The sequence below is a fragment of the Sporosarcina ureae genome, from assembly GCF_002109325.1.
GTDB classification, from domain to species: Bacteria; Bacillota; Bacilli; order Bacillales_A; family Planococcaceae; genus Sporosarcina; species Sporosarcina ureae_C.
This window is the reverse complement of sequence record NZ_CP015348.1, coordinates 3,068,916-3,083,411: the sequence shown is the minus strand read 5'-3', so window position 1 is coordinate 3,083,411 and position 14,496 is coordinate 3,068,916. Positions and strand designations below refer to the sequence as shown.

General features: G+C 40.4%; 19 protein-coding genes. All 19 read right to left on the bottom strand.

Features of this window, described 5'->3' with window-relative positions:
* Window positions 1-16: 16 nt before the first annotated feature.
* Window positions 17-1,108, bottom strand: coding sequence for a flagellar biosynthesis protein FlhB (gene flhB, locus SporoP32a_RS15110; RefSeq protein ID WP_085428655.1), 1,092 nt, complete (start codon window positions 1,106-1,108; stop codon window positions 17-19).
* Window positions 1,101-1,877: a flagellar biosynthetic protein FliR gene (gene fliR, locus SporoP32a_RS15105; RefSeq protein WP_085428654.1), complete on the bottom strand. Its 777-nt coding sequence runs from the start codon at window positions 1,875-1,877 to the stop codon at window positions 1,101-1,103. The genes flhB and fliR overlap by 8 nt, the downstream gene beginning before the upstream one ends.
* 4 nt (window positions 1,878-1,881) lie before the next feature.
* Window positions 1,882-2,151 (bottom strand): flagellar biosynthesis protein FliQ, encoded by a 270-nt coding sequence (fliQ, locus tag SporoP32a_RS15100; RefSeq protein ID WP_085428653.1) that lies wholly within the window; start codon window positions 2,149-2,151, stop codon window positions 1,882-1,884.
* 12 nt (window positions 2,152-2,163) lie between these two features.
* Window positions 2,164-2,829 (bottom strand): flagellar type III secretion system pore protein FliP, encoded by a 666-nt coding sequence (gene fliP / locus SporoP32a_RS15095; RefSeq protein WP_085428652.1) that lies wholly within the window; start codon window positions 2,827-2,829, stop codon window positions 2,164-2,166.
* Entirely contained in the window at window positions 2,822-3,433 is a 612-nt protein-coding gene (locus tag SporoP32a_RS15090; protein ID WP_198166183.1) for a flagellar biosynthetic protein FliO, read from the bottom strand. The genes fliP and SporoP32a_RS15090 overlap by 8 nt, the downstream gene beginning before the upstream one ends.
* A 63-nt stretch (window positions 3,434-3,496) precedes the next feature.
* A complete protein-coding gene (locus SporoP32a_RS15085; RefSeq protein WP_085428650.1) occupies window positions 3,497-3,859 on the bottom strand; it encodes a response regulator in 363 nt (120 codons plus the stop codon).
* Window positions 3,860-3,881: 22 nt separating this feature from the next.
* Window positions 3,882-5,060, bottom strand: coding sequence for a flagellar motor switch phosphatase FliY (gene fliY / locus SporoP32a_RS15080; RefSeq protein ID WP_085429109.1), 1,179 nt, complete (start codon window positions 5,058-5,060; stop codon window positions 3,882-3,884).
* The gene (gene fliM / locus SporoP32a_RS15075) at window positions 5,053-6,054 is read right to left on the bottom strand and encodes a flagellar motor switch protein FliM (protein WP_085428649.1); all 1,002 of its coding nucleotides are present in this window, start codon (window positions 6,052-6,054) and stop codon (window positions 5,053-5,055) included. Before fliM ends, fliY begins: the two co-directional genes overlap by 8 nt.
* A 48-nt stretch (window positions 6,055-6,102) precedes the next feature.
* On the bottom strand, window positions 6,103-6,534 hold the full coding sequence (gene fliL / locus SporoP32a_RS15070; RefSeq protein ID WP_085428648.1) for a flagellar basal body-associated protein FliL: 432 nt from the start codon (window positions 6,532-6,534) through the stop codon (window positions 6,103-6,105).
* Window positions 6,524-6,748 (bottom strand): flagellar FlbD family protein, encoded by a 225-nt coding sequence (locus SporoP32a_RS15065; RefSeq protein ID WP_085428647.1) that lies wholly within the window; start codon window positions 6,746-6,748, stop codon window positions 6,524-6,526. The genes fliL and SporoP32a_RS15065 overlap by 11 nt, the downstream gene beginning before the upstream one ends.
* Before the next feature lie 54 nt (window positions 6,749-6,802).
* Window positions 6,803-7,666, bottom strand: coding sequence for a flagellar basal body rod protein FlgG (gene flgG / locus SporoP32a_RS15060; RefSeq protein WP_085428646.1), 864 nt, complete (start codon window positions 7,664-7,666; stop codon window positions 6,803-6,805).
* Between the two features lie 84 nt (window positions 7,667-7,750).
* Window positions 7,751-8,122: a TIGR02530 family flagellar biosynthesis protein gene (locus SporoP32a_RS15055; protein WP_085428645.1), complete on the bottom strand. Its 372-nt coding sequence runs from the start codon at window positions 8,120-8,122 to the stop codon at window positions 7,751-7,753.
* Between the two features lie 17 nt (window positions 8,123-8,139).
* Window positions 8,140-8,829: a flagellar hook assembly protein FlgD gene (gene flgD, locus SporoP32a_RS15050; protein ID WP_085428644.1), complete on the bottom strand. Its 690-nt coding sequence runs from the start codon at window positions 8,827-8,829 to the stop codon at window positions 8,140-8,142.
* Between the two features lie 3 nt (window positions 8,830-8,832).
* Window positions 8,833-10,278, bottom strand: a complete 1,446-nt coding sequence (locus SporoP32a_RS15045) for a flagellar hook-length control protein FliK (RefSeq protein ID WP_085428643.1) — start codon at window positions 10,276-10,278, stop codon at window positions 8,833-8,835.
* A 28-nt stretch (window positions 10,279-10,306) separates the two neighbouring features.
* On the bottom strand, window positions 10,307-10,918 hold the full coding sequence (locus tag SporoP32a_RS15040; RefSeq protein ID WP_085428642.1) for a MotE family protein: 612 nt from the start codon (window positions 10,916-10,918) through the stop codon (window positions 10,307-10,309).
* Between the two features lies 1 nt (window position 10,919).
* Window positions 10,920-11,372 (bottom strand): flagellar export protein FliJ, encoded by a 453-nt coding sequence (fliJ, locus tag SporoP32a_RS15035; protein WP_085428641.1) that lies wholly within the window; start codon window positions 11,370-11,372, stop codon window positions 10,920-10,922.
* Window positions 11,369-12,709: a flagellar protein export ATPase FliI gene (fliI, locus tag SporoP32a_RS15030; RefSeq protein WP_085428640.1), complete on the bottom strand. Its 1,341-nt coding sequence runs from the start codon at window positions 12,707-12,709 to the stop codon at window positions 11,369-11,371. The genes fliJ and fliI overlap by 4 nt, the downstream gene beginning before the upstream one ends.
* On the bottom strand, window positions 12,706-13,479 hold the full coding sequence (gene fliH, locus SporoP32a_RS15025; RefSeq protein ID WP_158232724.1) for a flagellar assembly protein FliH: 774 nt from the start codon (window positions 13,477-13,479) through the stop codon (window positions 12,706-12,708). Before fliH ends, fliI begins: the two co-directional genes overlap by 4 nt.
* Complete coding sequence (gene fliG / locus SporoP32a_RS15020) at window positions 13,472-14,485, bottom strand: flagellar motor switch protein FliG (RefSeq protein WP_085428638.1); 1,014 nt, start codon at window positions 14,483-14,485, stop codon at window positions 13,472-13,474. Before fliG ends, fliH begins: the two co-directional genes overlap by 8 nt.
* Between the last annotated feature and the right edge of the window lie 11 nt (window positions 14,486-14,496).

Here is a 14,496-nt window from a genome sequence, read left to right as displayed (position 1 = left end):
TACTTTCTAATTTCACTTATATTTTTCTTTGAATCCGATAAACATATGCTAAGATTTCCGCAATTGCTTTGAAAAACTGTTCAGGTATCCGATCACCAATTTCTACCTCGTCATACATAGCACGTGCGAGAGGCCGATTTTCTACCATGACAATATCGTGTTCAGCTGCAATCATCTTAATCTTTTGTGCGACAAAATCTGCACCTTTCGCAATAACAATTGGCGAGTCCATCTGATCTTCATCATACTTTAACGCAATCGCAAAGTGAGTCGGATTCGTGATAACTACATCTGCTTCAGGTATTTCCTGCATCATACGTCGCATCGCCATTTCCCGCTGACGTTGTCTGATGCGAGATTTAATGAGCGGATCGCCGTCCATGTTTTTACTTTCATCTTTAATATCTTGTTTCGACATTTTAAGATTTTTTTCATAGTCAAATTTCTGATACAGAAAGTCTAAAATGGAAATGAACAATAGTACTAGTGACGCGATGATCCCCATCATTCCGACTAATTTTGCTACAGTCACCAAAGTTACTTGTGGTGTCTTAAACGCTAAGTCGAGCACTTGTCCAAGATTACTCCATACGATCAGTGTTGTAACCGTACCAATAAAAGAAATCTTTAAAATAGATTTTAGCAATTCTACAATTGCCCGAATAGAAAAGATCCGTTTTAATCCTTTTATAGGATCAATTTTCTTTAGATCAAATTTCAATGTCTCTGTAGTAAATAACAAACCAAATTGCAAAAGATTCGCTGCAATACTCGCAATAACTGCAATGATCATAATCGGCAACAAAATAATCGCCATTTGTTTAATAACACTTATGTATACTAACATGACTTGTTCTTCATCCATTGTTTTGATAGGGATAAAGTGTGTAAACGATTCTCGGAAAAACACAAAGAAATTATCTCGCATAAAACCTGCTGCAAAGAACATAAATGTGAAAATAGAGAACAGTACGATTGCAGCCGTTACGTCTTGACTTTTTAGTACTTGTCCTTTCTTACGCGAATCTTCCCTTTTTTTCGGGGTAGCTTTTTCCGTCTTCTCACCGGCGAAAAATTGTAAATCCAGCCTCAGTAACAAGTTAGCCACCTCCGAGCAATATCATCAGATTTCTCATCGTCACAATCATAATCTCAAACATTTTCTTCATGACGACTATGAATACACTCGCCATTGTCACGATCACCAAGAAACTGACACCAATTTTTATCGGGAAACCTACAACAAAAATATTCAATTGGGGTACAGCACGAGCTGATATTCCAAGAGCCAGATCGACGAGAAATAATGTCGCCACGACAGGAATTGCCATTTGGAAAGCAATCGCAAATGATTTCGCAAACGTCAAGACAATGAATTCCGCCATATTAGGACTACCAAAAGGAGGCCACATAGCTGTAATTGGAACAAAGTCATAGCTGTAAAATATTCCATCCAACAACATATGATGGCCATTCACGACAAGTAATAACAACATCGCCAACGAATTTAGAAATTGTCCAAGCAGCGGCGACTGTGCACCTGTCTGAGGATCAATTACGTTCGCTATCGCAAACCCCATCTGAAAGTCGATGAATCCTCCAGCTACTTGAATAGCCGACATAATAATAAAAGCGGCAATGCCGATTGACAAGCCGACTACCGCTTCTTTAAGTACAAGTAATATGTATTGTCCATCAATCACCAATTCCGGCATTGTAATTGAGTAAGACATCATCCACGCCAATATGGCTCCGAATAGTAAACGCTGCGTGGCCGGAATGGTTTTATATGAAAATAATGGCAGTGTCACAAAGAAAGATGTAACACGGGTCAGAATAAGCAAAAATGCGGGTAAAGACGGAATGATTTCATTCATTCAATCACCCGACATACCTGGAGAGACTGGAAAAGATATCGCTCGCATAATTAGTTACATACGATAACATCCAAGGTCCGAAAAATATAATAGCAACCATTACCGCTACAATTTTAGGCACGAATGCCAATGTCTGTTCCTGGATCTGTGTAGTTGCCTGAAATATACTCACGGCAAGTCCTGTCATTAAAGCGACTATTAAGAGAGGACCTGAAGCGAGAAGAATAACCCAAACTGACCGTTCTGCAATGGTAATAACAAATTCACTCGTCATTCAAATTCCTCCCTAAAAGCTTTGCAGCAATGACTGGATGATAAGATACCAACCGTCTACCAGAACAAATAATAATATCTTGAACGGCAATGAAATCATAACAGGCGGAAGCATCATCATCCCCATGGACATAAGCACACTGGCAACAATCATATCGATGACTAGAAAAGGAATGAAAATCATGAAGCCCATTTGAAATGCGGTTTTAATCTCACTAAGGGCAAATGCCGGTACCATCATCGTCAAAGGAATATCTTCAATCGTATCCGGTCGTTCCATTTGATTATATCGCATGAATAATTCCAAATCTTTCTGTCTCGTATGTTGACTCATAAACTCTTTGAACGGAATACTGGCACGTTCGTATGCCTCGTCCAAGCTAATTTCTTCATCAAACAGCGGAGTCAAGGCTTCTTCATTCACCTGAGATAACACAGGTGACATAATGAAGAATGTTAGAAATAAAGCTAAACCTACTAGCACTTGGTTAGGAGGCATTTGCTGTGTAGCAAGTGCCGTTCGTACAAATGACAAGACGATAATAATCCTTGCAAACGAAGTCATAAGGATTAAAATCGCTGGTGCGAGTGACAAGACTGTAAGTAACAACAACATCTTTATAGAAGTAGAGACGTTGGTCGGATCACTGTCGGAAAATGTTTCCAGAAAATCAACCATCGCGGTCGCTCTCCTTCCGATTTAACCGATTTAACTGTTCTCTACGATCAGATTTGATTTCATCCATTTTGGTTGAGAACACTTGACTGAAAGTGGATTCTTCTACATGAGATTGCTCGGCCTTTGAGAAAAATCGAGTATACAAATGTGAAAATATTCCCTTCTGAACTTCATTGCCTTGATCATAACGTTCAAGCAAATCCGCAATTTCATCAGGATCATCTATTTCTCTTAGTAGCTGAACATTTTCCCCTACACCCACCACAAAATAATGACTACCCATTTTTACTAGTTGAATAGATTTATGTTGCCCTAATGGAACACCGCCCAAATTCGTCATGAGGCGATTTTGATCAAAGCTTCTATTGCGCTTATTCATGAATCGCAGCAACCACACGAGCAAACCTATTACAAATATAAAAGCTAGAATAGTCCGGATGTAATCTTTTGCTGTAAGACCTTTCGGCTCGTCCAGGTCATTATCAGTTATGTTTTTTTCATCATTCTCAGCAACCGGTGCTTTTTCTTCACAATCTTTACCTTTTCCAATACAATCTGACACGCTGATGTCGGGATCCGTATCTGCAAGCGCTAATGGTGTCATAGTAAAACACAGAAGGAATAGTATAAAATATTGGACTACTCTTTTTACATTCATAAGACGCACTTAGCTCAATGCTTTGTCGATCGCTTCAATAACACGGTCCGCTTGGAATGGTTTAACGATAAAGTCTTTTGCTCCAGCTTGGATTGCATCGATGACCATTGCCTGCTGCCCCATTGCCGAACACATGATGATGGTCGCAGATGGGTGTGTACCTTTAATTGCTTTCAATGCGGCAATTCCATCCATTTCAGGCATTGTGATATCCATTGTGACTAGATCGGGCTTCAATTCATTATACTTTTCGACAGCTTGTGCACCGTCTGCAGCCTCTCCAACTACTTCATAGTTATTCTTCGTTAAGATATCCTTGATCATCATGCGCATAAATGCTGCGTCATCTACTACTAAAATTCGTTTTCCCATTCATATTCCCTCCAAGTATCTTCTATCGTAAATTGTTTAACCGATCCATTTGACTCAAAATATCCGTAATGCGGACTCCGAAGTTTTCGTCAATGACTACTACTTCCCCTTTTGCTATATAGCGATTATTGACTAATATATCAACAGGCTCCCCTGCCAATTTATCTAGTTCAATAATCGATCCTCCAGACATTTCCAGTATTTCTTTAACAGAACGCTTCGTACGTCCTAATTCTACTGTTACTTGGAGTGGTATATCAAGTAGTAAATTTAAATTATTTGATTCTTCCTTGTTTAAAGATGGTGCTTGGAAACTAGCGAACTCCGCTTGCTGAACGTGCACAGGCGCTTGAGTCTGTCTCGGTGCAGCTGGTTGTTGAACAGGTGGCGCTTGATAGGCTGTTTGTTGTTGCACGGGTGCAGGCTCTTCTGGTGCATACATAGGCTCTGGTTCTGAATAGTGGGATGTCTGTGGTGTGGGCGGTACTTCTGTCATAGTAGCCGCTTCTTCATCCCCCATCAGGGAAGACACTAACTTTTTACCGAACTCCAGTGGGAACAATTGCATTATGTCAGAGTCAATCAAATCACCGACTTTTAAATTGAATGACACGCGAATCAATAAATTATGTGCAGGAATATATTCGGTTCCTTGATCGATTTGAATATTCAACAAATCAATAGTGGGTGGTGAAATGTCGACTTTTTTATTAAAGATGGTAGACATTGAAGTAGCTGAAGATCCCATCATTTGATTCATCGCTTCTTGAACTGCACTCAAATGAATTTCACTTAAGTCTTGATTTGGCGCTGTGCCGTCTCCGCCGAGCATTAAGTCAGCGATAATGGCCGCATCCGTTTGTTTGATGACAAGCAAATTAACACCGCTTAATCCTTCAGTGTATTCCACTTTGATCGCAACATATGGATGAACGAAATCATCTTCCAAGTTATCACGTTGGATTAATGTAAGTTTAGGTGTTGTGATTTCTACTTTTTGGCCAAGCAAAGCGGACAACGCTGTTGCTGAACTACCGAATGAAATATTACCGACTTCACCTAATGCGTCTTGCTCCATTTCGGTCAAGTAATCGTTAATGTCGATAGTTTCTGATGCAGGTTCGGTCGTTTCCGCAGGCTCTAATGTTTCACCACGCAATAACGCTTCAATCTCTTCCTGTGAGAGAATATTATCACTCATCATCTTCATCCTCTCCCGTATTCAGTATTTCTAGTATTTGAACAGCCATACGGTTACGTAATTTTCCTGGCTGAGCAGTGAATTTAGGTTTTTCTCCTATCCGTATCGTCAGAGGTTCCTCAATGCTAGTATCCAATGAAATAACATCCCCAAGCTGTAAATGCAAGAAGTCGTGAATGGATATTTCGCCTTTTCCAAGGTCTGCTACTACGGGCAGCATCGCATTTTTTATTCGTCGTTCCAACTGTATGCTTTGTTCAGGGGTAGGTTCTTTTTTATTCGTTTGCATCCAATACTGCACGGACAAGTTCGGAATAATTGGTTCTAGCACCACATGGGGAATACAAATGTTGATCATGCCGCTAGATTCACCAATCATTATATTGAACGAAATAACGATAACGGTTTCGTTCGGTGAAATCATTTGAAGAAACTGCGGATTGACTTCCATCTCGGTCAAATATGGATCAATTTCAATCAGTCCTGACCAAGCTTCCCGTAAGCTATCAAATGAACGTTCAAATAAATTCGTTAAAATCTTCGTTTCAATTTCAGTCATATTATCTGTTTTTCCTGAACTTGACCCAAAGCCGCCCATCAGTCGCTCCAACATGGAATAGGCTACGTTTGGATTGACTTCCATTAAAATGTTTCCTTCAAGAGGAGACACATCAAATATATTGATCAGTGTCATATTAGGTATAGAGCTGATAAACTCTTCAAAAGGAATTTGGTCTACCGACATTACATTGATCTGTACATACGTACGCAGCTGGGCTGAAAAGTACGTCGTCAGTAATCTGGCGAAATTTTCATGAATCCTAGTCAAACTTCGAATTTGATCTTTTGAGAAACGAAGTGCACGCTTAAAGTCATAGACACGTACTTTTCTTGTTTCTTCTTCTTTTTTCATTTCTTCTGCTGACATTTCACCCGTCGATAAAGCAGACAGCAACGCATCTATTTCATTTTGGGACAGTACATCTCCCGACATAAGCCCACCTCCCATCGCGCACACTTCTCTAGTACGTCATTCCAGCCGTCACTGGATGATATAAGAGACAATATACACCTTCTGTATTTCACCATCTTGCATCAGCTCATTCAACTTTGCTTTAATGGTATCTTCAAATTGCTGTTTGCCCACTTTCCCTTCAAGATCTTTTGCGGTCATTTCAGACAATTCTTGAATGGCTAGATTCTTCACTTGGAAATCACGTTTGGTTAATTCTTCAGCCGCTTTTTTACTATCTGTTTGGATTTTTAACGACACACGGACAAAATTACGACCTGACAAATTCGTGGTGATCTCTTCCATATCCACTGACGATTCAATAATTTCATCAATCGATGGGGCTTTCTCTTCTCCATCACTATCTTTATTAAAATTCATAATCAAAACGACCGCCACGACACCGATCAACGTAATACTCACTAAAATGATCAATGAAATCGTCAACAACTTATTCTTCATCTTCTTCATCACCCCGGATATGCGGATTGGATAGCAGCTGGACCGCTTGATAAAATTCAATGATTCGGCTATTTACCTCTTCGGCTGAATCAAGAACGACATACTTTGACCCAGTCGTCAATGTGATCGTCGTGTCTGGAAACGACTCGACTCTCTCTATATACAATGCATTTAACGTAAACGTCGTTCGATTTAGTCTTGTCACTTTAATCATATGTAAGGGGCCAGGCCAAGGCCGGCCCGACCCTCCTTCTCAAACTATGCTATGTTATCGCTTCAAGTTTACTAGTTCTTGCAAGATTTCGTCTGATGTCGTGATGATTCGCGTGTTAGCTTGGAAACCACGTTGTGCAACGATCATTTCTGTGAATTCTTCGGATAGATCGACGTTGGACATTTCTAGGGAGCCGGATTTAACTGCACCATGTCCATCTTTACCAATCGGATTTCCCACTAAAGGATCACCTGAATTGGCACTTGCTTTATACAAATTACCGCCAACCTTTTCCAATCCGCCAGGGTTATTGAATTTTGCTAAACCTATTACTTGTTGAAGTTTTACAGTTGTAGGAGGTGTAGTTTCTGCAACAACATACGAAACAGTACCATTTTGGCTTACTGATAAAGATGTTGCAGTTAATGGTACAGTTATTTTTTGAAGTTCATTGTCTAAAACGTATCGTCCTTCTCCATCTACAAGTGACGCTTCTGTAGCCCCTTCCGTAGCACCAGCATCTAAATAAAAGTTACCAGCTCTAGTATAAAATTGCTCTCCACCAGTAATGGGTTTAACTCCCTGCCCACTAGTAGCAGGAGTACCTACAATAAATAAACCATCTCCTTCTATCGCTAAATCCAAGGTGTTACCTGTAAATTGAGTAGATCCAGGTGCATGAATAGTATCTATCGCACCCAATTGAGAACCTAAACCTACTTGTTTAGGGTTGACTCCCCCGCGTTCGCCAACTGGTGCTCCAGCTAGTGATACTTGCTGTGAATATAAATCTTTGAAAACTACTCTACCTTTTTTAAAGCCATACGTATTGACATTTGCAATGTTGTTACCAATTACATCCAATTTAGTTTGAAAGTTTTTTAATCCTGATATTCCTGAGTACATTGAACGAAGCATAATGTAGTTTCCCCTCTCGGTTTTGGAGTGCACCGCGTCAATCAGTCGGCGGTGCAATGGCATCCTGTTAAGGTCCTGCCTTGTTTAGCTGAGTAGTATCGTGCCGTCAATATTCGTAAATAGTTGGTCCTTCGCTTCCATGCGGTTCATCGCTGTGATAACGGTTGAGTTCTTTGCACTAACAATGAGTGCAGCTTGATCAGTCAACACGAGTGATTCACGGATTCCCTTCCTCTTCGCCTCGTCTACTTTTTGTGAGATATGCGCCCATTCTGAGTCGGTCATTTGAATACCCCGTTCTTGCAGCCGGTCGCTTGCATGTTTACTGATCTTTAGTTTTTCTGGCTGTGTCGCGTGCTGTAAGTGTTCGAGAAATGACTGCTTCGATTGTGCTTGTATCTGTCCTTGGCGTATGGGTGGCGGCGATGGAATGCGATGGATATCGATCTTGTTCATGACATCGCTCCATTCAATTATTCACTGATTGTTGTAAATTGCTTACCTTCGATTTTCGTACCGTCTTGCAATATATAATGTAAACTACCTTCTTTATTCGTAACAGATATGACTTTTCCTGTACGCTCTTCTTCGCCTTCCATATATCCTACCGTCTTGCCAATTAACATACTGGCTTGTACTAGATTATTCGGTTGACCAATTGCTCCAGAGCCTGAACTAGAACCATTTCCCATTACTTCTGAAATGTTTCCTGGTGATAACTCTTTGCCGCCTGCCATCGTAAAGATTACTGAGCCGTCGATATACTTAATGGACTGTATGACCCCTGTACCTTCATTGATGATCGGCTTATCATCCTCACCTTTTTTGTCGGAGACTTCATGCCAACGTATCTCTTTGCCAACAAAGCTATTGTATTGAATCAATTGACTTTGATTTTGTGAAGCTGCAAATTTTTCAAATGCATTCGCTAAGTTCATCGTTTGTTCCAATGAAGAGAATTGTGCCATCTGTGCAACAAATTCTGTATCTTTCATCGGATTCGTTGGATCTTGATTCGCCATCTGTGCAATCAATATTTTCATGAACGCGTCTTTTCCCATTGTATCGGGTCCGGTTTTCCGCTGATCACGTTGCTTATTGACTAGATACATGGAATCTGTAATCGTACTATTAGTTGTTGTAGAATTTGTTCCTTCTGGCAATGTTTACGCCTCCAGTTCAATCATGAATTCTTGGAATGTTTGTTGCTGTTCATCTTGAGTTTCATTTTGATCGGTAGCTTGTTCTTTTTGTTGCTGGTTTTGCTTGTTGAAAGCTTGTTCTCTATCACTCTTCGACGGATCTTGAAGTGTTTGTGATAGGTCGATTCTGTCCACTTGCAAGTTCTGTTGATTGAAGGCATGTCGCAATTGATGCATTTGGCTGTCGAGCATTTCACGTGCCATCGCTGTAGATGCCAAAATCCTCGCTGTCATCACACCGTTAACTTCCAGTAATTCAATTCGAATTTGTCCAAGATGTTCCGGATACAGTTTGATTGAAATCCGGTTCATTCCATTCGTCTGACCAAAGTTCGCGCGGTTCAATACAGCTTGGAATTCACGCATCAGAGTTTCACTTCGACTTTCTGGTACTTTCTCTGTGGTATTCATCTGGAATACAGGTCTAGCTTCAGTCTGTGTGGCGGCTGATACTGGTGCGACTGTCTCACTTGCCTTAGATTGTTGATCTTGTTGTTTCGCATCAGCTGCAGATTGCTCTGTTGTAAATCGAATAACATGTTGCATAGCAGATGGAATTTGCACAGATTGCTTCACTTCAGGTTGTATAACTTTCGCCTCTAACTGACTTGCAAACTGAGAAAGAATTGGTTGGATTGTTTTCACCAAATCTATTTGTTTTGTAAATAAATCCATCTTATGTGCTGTTAGTTCAATTGTTTTTAGCAATGCAGTTAATTCAACGGTGACTTTTGGCGGTAATTGCTCCATAGCTATTTTATTTTTTTCAGAAGGCAATTGCTGTAATACTCCGAGCACATACCAAATGTCTCCTGTAGCTGCAATATCATCTAGTTGTTCTTTTGTCACGCCGACGTCTTCTAGGACATTTGTAATTACTTCTATTAGTTTATCAGGATCTTCACTAATAAGAGCAGCTAATTGTTGCAGACTTGGAAACTTATGAAGGTTTTGTAGATCTGTTAAATTTAATTCCGTATTACCATTAACCAAACTTTCCTTTTCGAGACTAGAAATTATTTGCGTAAGTAATTCCTCTGGTTTTACTACTGCATTTTCTTCCACCATTTCGGAAAGTATTTTTTCAGCACTCGTTTCCTTCACCAAAATCGATTGACGTAATCCAGCCTCTTTCAATAATTGAGCTACAATAGGCGACTTCACAGATTGCTTTAACTCCTCAAGAAGTCCTTCTAACTCTTCCAACGAATCAACGTTGAGAACTTCGCCGAGTAATTTAGTCAACTCTTGATCAGCGCCTAGTGTCTGGGATTTTGCAGGAATAGCGGTTGCGGACATCAAACTTTGGAATACACTTCCGAACCCTTCTCCTTCAATATTCACTGTAGAAGGGGCTGAATTCATAGGAATGCTTGGAGAACCTATGCCCATTAATAGTCCTAAGTCCACTTTTTCACCTCCCTCAATTACTATTATACTACTTTGTAAGCATAGAAGTATATTTAGCGGCCTCTTCAGGGGACATTTTCTCTAGTATAGCTGCTAGCGTAGCGGGCTTTAGACTAGATAATATTTGAATGGCTTCTGCATCGCCCATTTTGGTAATGACAGGAGCCGATGATTTAGCCGACATTTGCTCATATGTCGTAACAATTTCTTTGAAATCACGTTTGGATTCACTTTTTTCTAGTTTTAGCTTCTCGATCTCTTCATTCAGTTTTTCTTTTTCGATTACAAGAGTTTCATTGGAGTCTTTCACTTGAGTAAGCTCATCTTGCACTTCGAATAATTGTGCTTCTTTTTCTTGGATTTCTGCTTGTAGAGAAATTACACGTTCTTCTAATATTAGATCTCCTTCGACTTTTTCATCAGGTGCTTTTTGTTCCAAGAACGGGACTTTTGATGTCCATTCTTTCGCCTGATCGAAAACGTTAACATCTGCTACTTTAGCTATTATTAAGACAACAGCTGTTGTGAACATAAGAGGAATGATGATCCATGCGAGTAAAATCTGAAAAAAGCCGATCGACTTTTTTTCTGATACTTCGACAGAGTCTTTAACCTCTTTTTTCTTTTTCGATTTAGCCACTTTACCACCCGTCTTCTTTTGAACGAAACTTCATCGTCGATAGTTCGTCAATTCGATTTGCTTCCACATGTTCCATCTCGGCATTATGTTGTTCTTTACCGATTTCCTTCATCTTCTCAAACTTCTTTACTTCTATGTTCTTTTCCAACAGCTGCGTTTCATACCAATTCATTTTTGAACGAGATTTCATTACTTCTTGTTGAATGTGATCTATCGTTACATCAAGTGTAGTAATAAAACGAGAGTAGTGGTGCAAGTCATCAATAGAAAAACCTGTAGTCATACGTTGTTGCTGTTCTTCCAAGATATTTTCTTTCTTTTTCATCTGATCATACAACTGTGTTGCCACTTTTTCGAACTCTTCGATCGCTTCTTTATAAGCCATTTCTGTTTCATCACGCTCTTGTTCACGCAAATCTAAAACTTTATCAAAACGATAATGGAAAGAAGTCATTTACGCTCTCCTCCTCCAGAAGCTAACGCGACCATTTCATTTACCGTGTCTTCTAATTGGATATTCTCATTAAATTTTTGCTTTAGAAAATTGGTAATGATCGGCTCATATTCAATCGCTTCATCGATTTCTCGTGACGTTCCTTTTTTATATGCACCAATATTGATTAAATCCTCTGATTTGTCATAGGCATAATACAATTCACGCAATTTCGCTGCTGCTTTCAGGTGTTCTGGATCCGCAATATGATTCATTAGACGACTGACACTTTTCAACACATTGATTGCAGGATATTGGCCTTTATTGGCTAGCGTACGATCTAACACTATATGACCGTCAAGAATCCCTCGCACAGCATCTGCAATCGGCTCATTCATATCATCACCGTCAACTAACACAGTATAAAAAGCGGTGATAGCACCTTTTTCATTCGTACCACTGCGTTCTAATAGTTTGGGTAGAATAGCGAAAACAGAAGGGGTATACCCTCTTGTGGCTGGCGGTTCACCAACTGCTAGACCAATTTCACGCTGCGCCATGGCTACACGTGTAACTGAGTCCATCATCAGCATAACGTTCAGCCCTTTGTCTCGGAAGTACTCCGCAATCGCTGTAGCTGTCATCGCACCTTTTATTCGCATTAGCGCTGGTTGATCGGAAGTGGCAGCTACGACAATTGTTTTCTTTAATCCCTCTGGCCCAAGATCACGATCGATAAACTCCCGAACTTCGCGACCACGTTCGCCAATCAGTGCGATCACATTGATGTCTGCCTCCGTATTACGTGCGATCATTCCAAGCAATGTACTTTTACCAACACCCGACCCCGCAAATATCCCGACACGCTGACCACTTCCCACCGTCAGCATGCCATCGATTGCCTTTACGCCTACAGCCAACTTGTCATTAATAGTAGGACGTGTCAAGACGTTCGGTGGGCTGTTTTCCGTTCGTACTGTTGCCAGACCTTTAGGTAGGGGGCTATTATCAATCGGTTTTCCTAAAGAATCTAGAACTTGTCCTAGTAGATTCATTCCTACTTTCACTTCAAGTGGTTTACCTAGCGTTTCCACTAAACAACCACTTGAAATATTACGAATATCCGTATAAGGCATCAGCATGACAATTTCTTCTCTAAATCCTACAACTTCGGCTTGAATTAAGGAACGTCCTTCTTCTGGGACGTTCAAGTGAATAAAGCATACATCACCTATAGATGACTCGGGACCTTCGGATTCTATCAGCAATCCTACTACTCGAATAACGCGCCCAAACTTCTTTAACGTATTGATATTCGGAATGATTGGAATGAGATCTTCAGCTTTTTTCAAATTCACACACCATCTTCCATTATTTTCACCAATTGTTCTTTCAGTTCATTCAGTTGATCATCTACACTCACTACGATGCGACCATGGTTCGTTTCGATAAAACAATCTGTTGCATTGAAATCTTCATTGACAAAAATAAGGAACGGGGTTTCGGGCGGGAAAATCGAAGCGAGTTCCGACCGATGTGTCGTGACCATTTTAAACTGCTCAGTCGGTACGAATAATTTAATTTCCTTACTCTCCTGAGCTTCTTTAATGCCTTTGCGGACAATGGATAAATACGCTTCATCGTCTTCCTCTATCACTCTGTTAATAATTCTTTCGGCTGAGTGCATGCCAATATCCAAAATCACGCGTTCTTGATTGATTAAATATTGGGTTGCGTTCTCGTAAGATAAAGTAGTAGTTTCGTTCGCAGCCTCTATCATTTCACGCATTTCAGCCATTGCTTTATTACGACCATCTTCATACCCTGCCTGAAAACCTTCATCATAGGCTTGTTGCTGCAATTCTTCTTTTTCACTAGCCCACGCGGCATGCATCGATTCGACATCTGCAGCAGCTTGATCTAGTCGTTGTTTTATTTCGGTATCTACTATGCTTTTACGTTGCTCCATCTCCTGCAATAAGCGATTGCGTTCCATGAATACTTTACCCATACTTACCGGCTCCACTGTCTCTTCAACCGGTTGTGAAGGTTGCAAGTTACGGATTAAAATTTCTTTTGTAGGACTTTGATTCATTACCGTACGCTCGGATCGAAACAGATTAGACAATGATGTCATCTCCTCCACCACGCGCTATGATGATTTCTCCTGCATCTTCAAGTCTACGGATGATTCCGACGATACGGGATTGCGCTTCTTCTACATCACGAAGTCGTACCGGCCCCATAACATCCATTTCTTCCTTGAATGACTCTGCCATACGTTGTGACATGTTCTTAAATAATATATCTTTTACTTCTTCGCTTGATACTTTCATTGCTAAAATCAAATCTTCATTTTCACAATCACGAATAACACGCTGAATGGAACGGTTATCCAATGTGATGATATCTTCAAAGACAAACATTCTCTTGCGAATTTCTTCTGCAAGTTCAGGATCTTGAATTTCAAGCGCATCGAGAATCGTTTTTTCTGTCGAACGGTCTACACCATTCAACACTTCCACGACTGCGTCTACTCCACCTGTTTCGGTAAAGTCCTGGGTAACAGTAGAAGATAATTTTCGTTCAAGGACTGCTTCAATCTCACTGATTACTTCCGGCGAAGTAGATTCCATTGTAGCAATGCGTTTTGCTATATCGGCTTGCATTTCTTGTGGGAGTTGTGACAGGATCAATCCTGCCTGCTCCGCTTCCAAATAAGATAAAATCAACGCGATTGTCTGTGGGTGTTCATTTTGTATAAAGTTTAAAATCTGTGATGGTTCTGCACGTCTAGCGAAATCAAACGGTCGCACTTGAAGTGAAGAGGTCAAACGGTTAATAATAGCTTGGGCATGGTCTTTTCCGAGTGCTTTTTCAAGAACTGTCTTGGCATAGCCAATACCGCCTTGTGAAATATAATCCTGCGCAAGAGCGATATTATGAAATTCTTCAATAATTTCTTCTTTTACAGAGGATTCGACTTTTTTCACACCCGAAATCTCCAACGTCAGTTGCTCGATCTCTTCTTCATTCAAATGCTTATAGACTGAAGCCGAAACTTCTGGCCCAAGAGAGATGAGCAATAAGGCAGCTTTTTGTTTACCTGACATGACTTTATCTTTCTTAACCAACTAATACCCCT

Coding starts and splice junctions, on each gene's coding strand:
- fliR (WP_085428654.1), bottom strand. CDS start 1,877: ATGAATGAAATCATTCCGTCTTTACCCGCATTTTTGCTTATTCTGACC.
- fliQ (WP_085428653.1), bottom strand. CDS start 2,151: ATGACGAGTGAATTTGTTATTACCATTGCAGAACGGTCAGTTTGGGTT.
- fliP (WP_085428652.1), bottom strand. CDS start 2,829: ATGGTTGATTTTCTGGAAACATTTTCCGACAGTGATCCGACCAACGTC.
- SporoP32a_RS15090 (WP_198166183.1), bottom strand. CDS start 3,433: ATGACACCATTAGCGCTTGCAGATACGGATCCCGACATCAGCGTGTCA.
- SporoP32a_RS15085 (WP_085428650.1), bottom strand. CDS start 3,859: ATGGGAAAACGAATTTTAGTAGTAGATGACGCAGCATTTATGCGCATG.
- fliY (WP_085429109.1), bottom strand. CDS start 5,060: ATGAGTGATAATATTCTCTCACAGGAAGAGATTGAAGCGTTATTGCGT.
- fliM (WP_085428649.1), bottom strand. CDS start 6,054: ATGTCGGGAGATGTACTGTCCCAAAATGAAATAGATGCGTTGCTGTCT.
- fliL (WP_085428648.1), bottom strand. CDS start 6,534: ATGAAGAATAAGTTGTTGACGATTTCATTGATCATTTTAGTGAGTATT.
- SporoP32a_RS15065 (WP_085428647.1), bottom strand. CDS start 6,748: ATGATTAAAGTGACAAGACTAAATCGAACGACGTTTACGTTAAATGCA.
- flgG (WP_085428646.1), bottom strand. CDS start 7,666: ATGCTTCGTTCAATGTACTCAGGAATATCAGGATTAAAAAACTTTCAA.
- SporoP32a_RS15055 (WP_085428645.1), bottom strand. CDS start 8,122: ATGAACAAGATCGATATCCATCGCATTCCATCGCCGCCACCCATACGC.
- fliJ (WP_085428641.1), bottom strand. CDS start 11,372: ATGACTTCTTTCCATTATCGTTTTGATAAAGTTTTAGATTTGCGTGAA.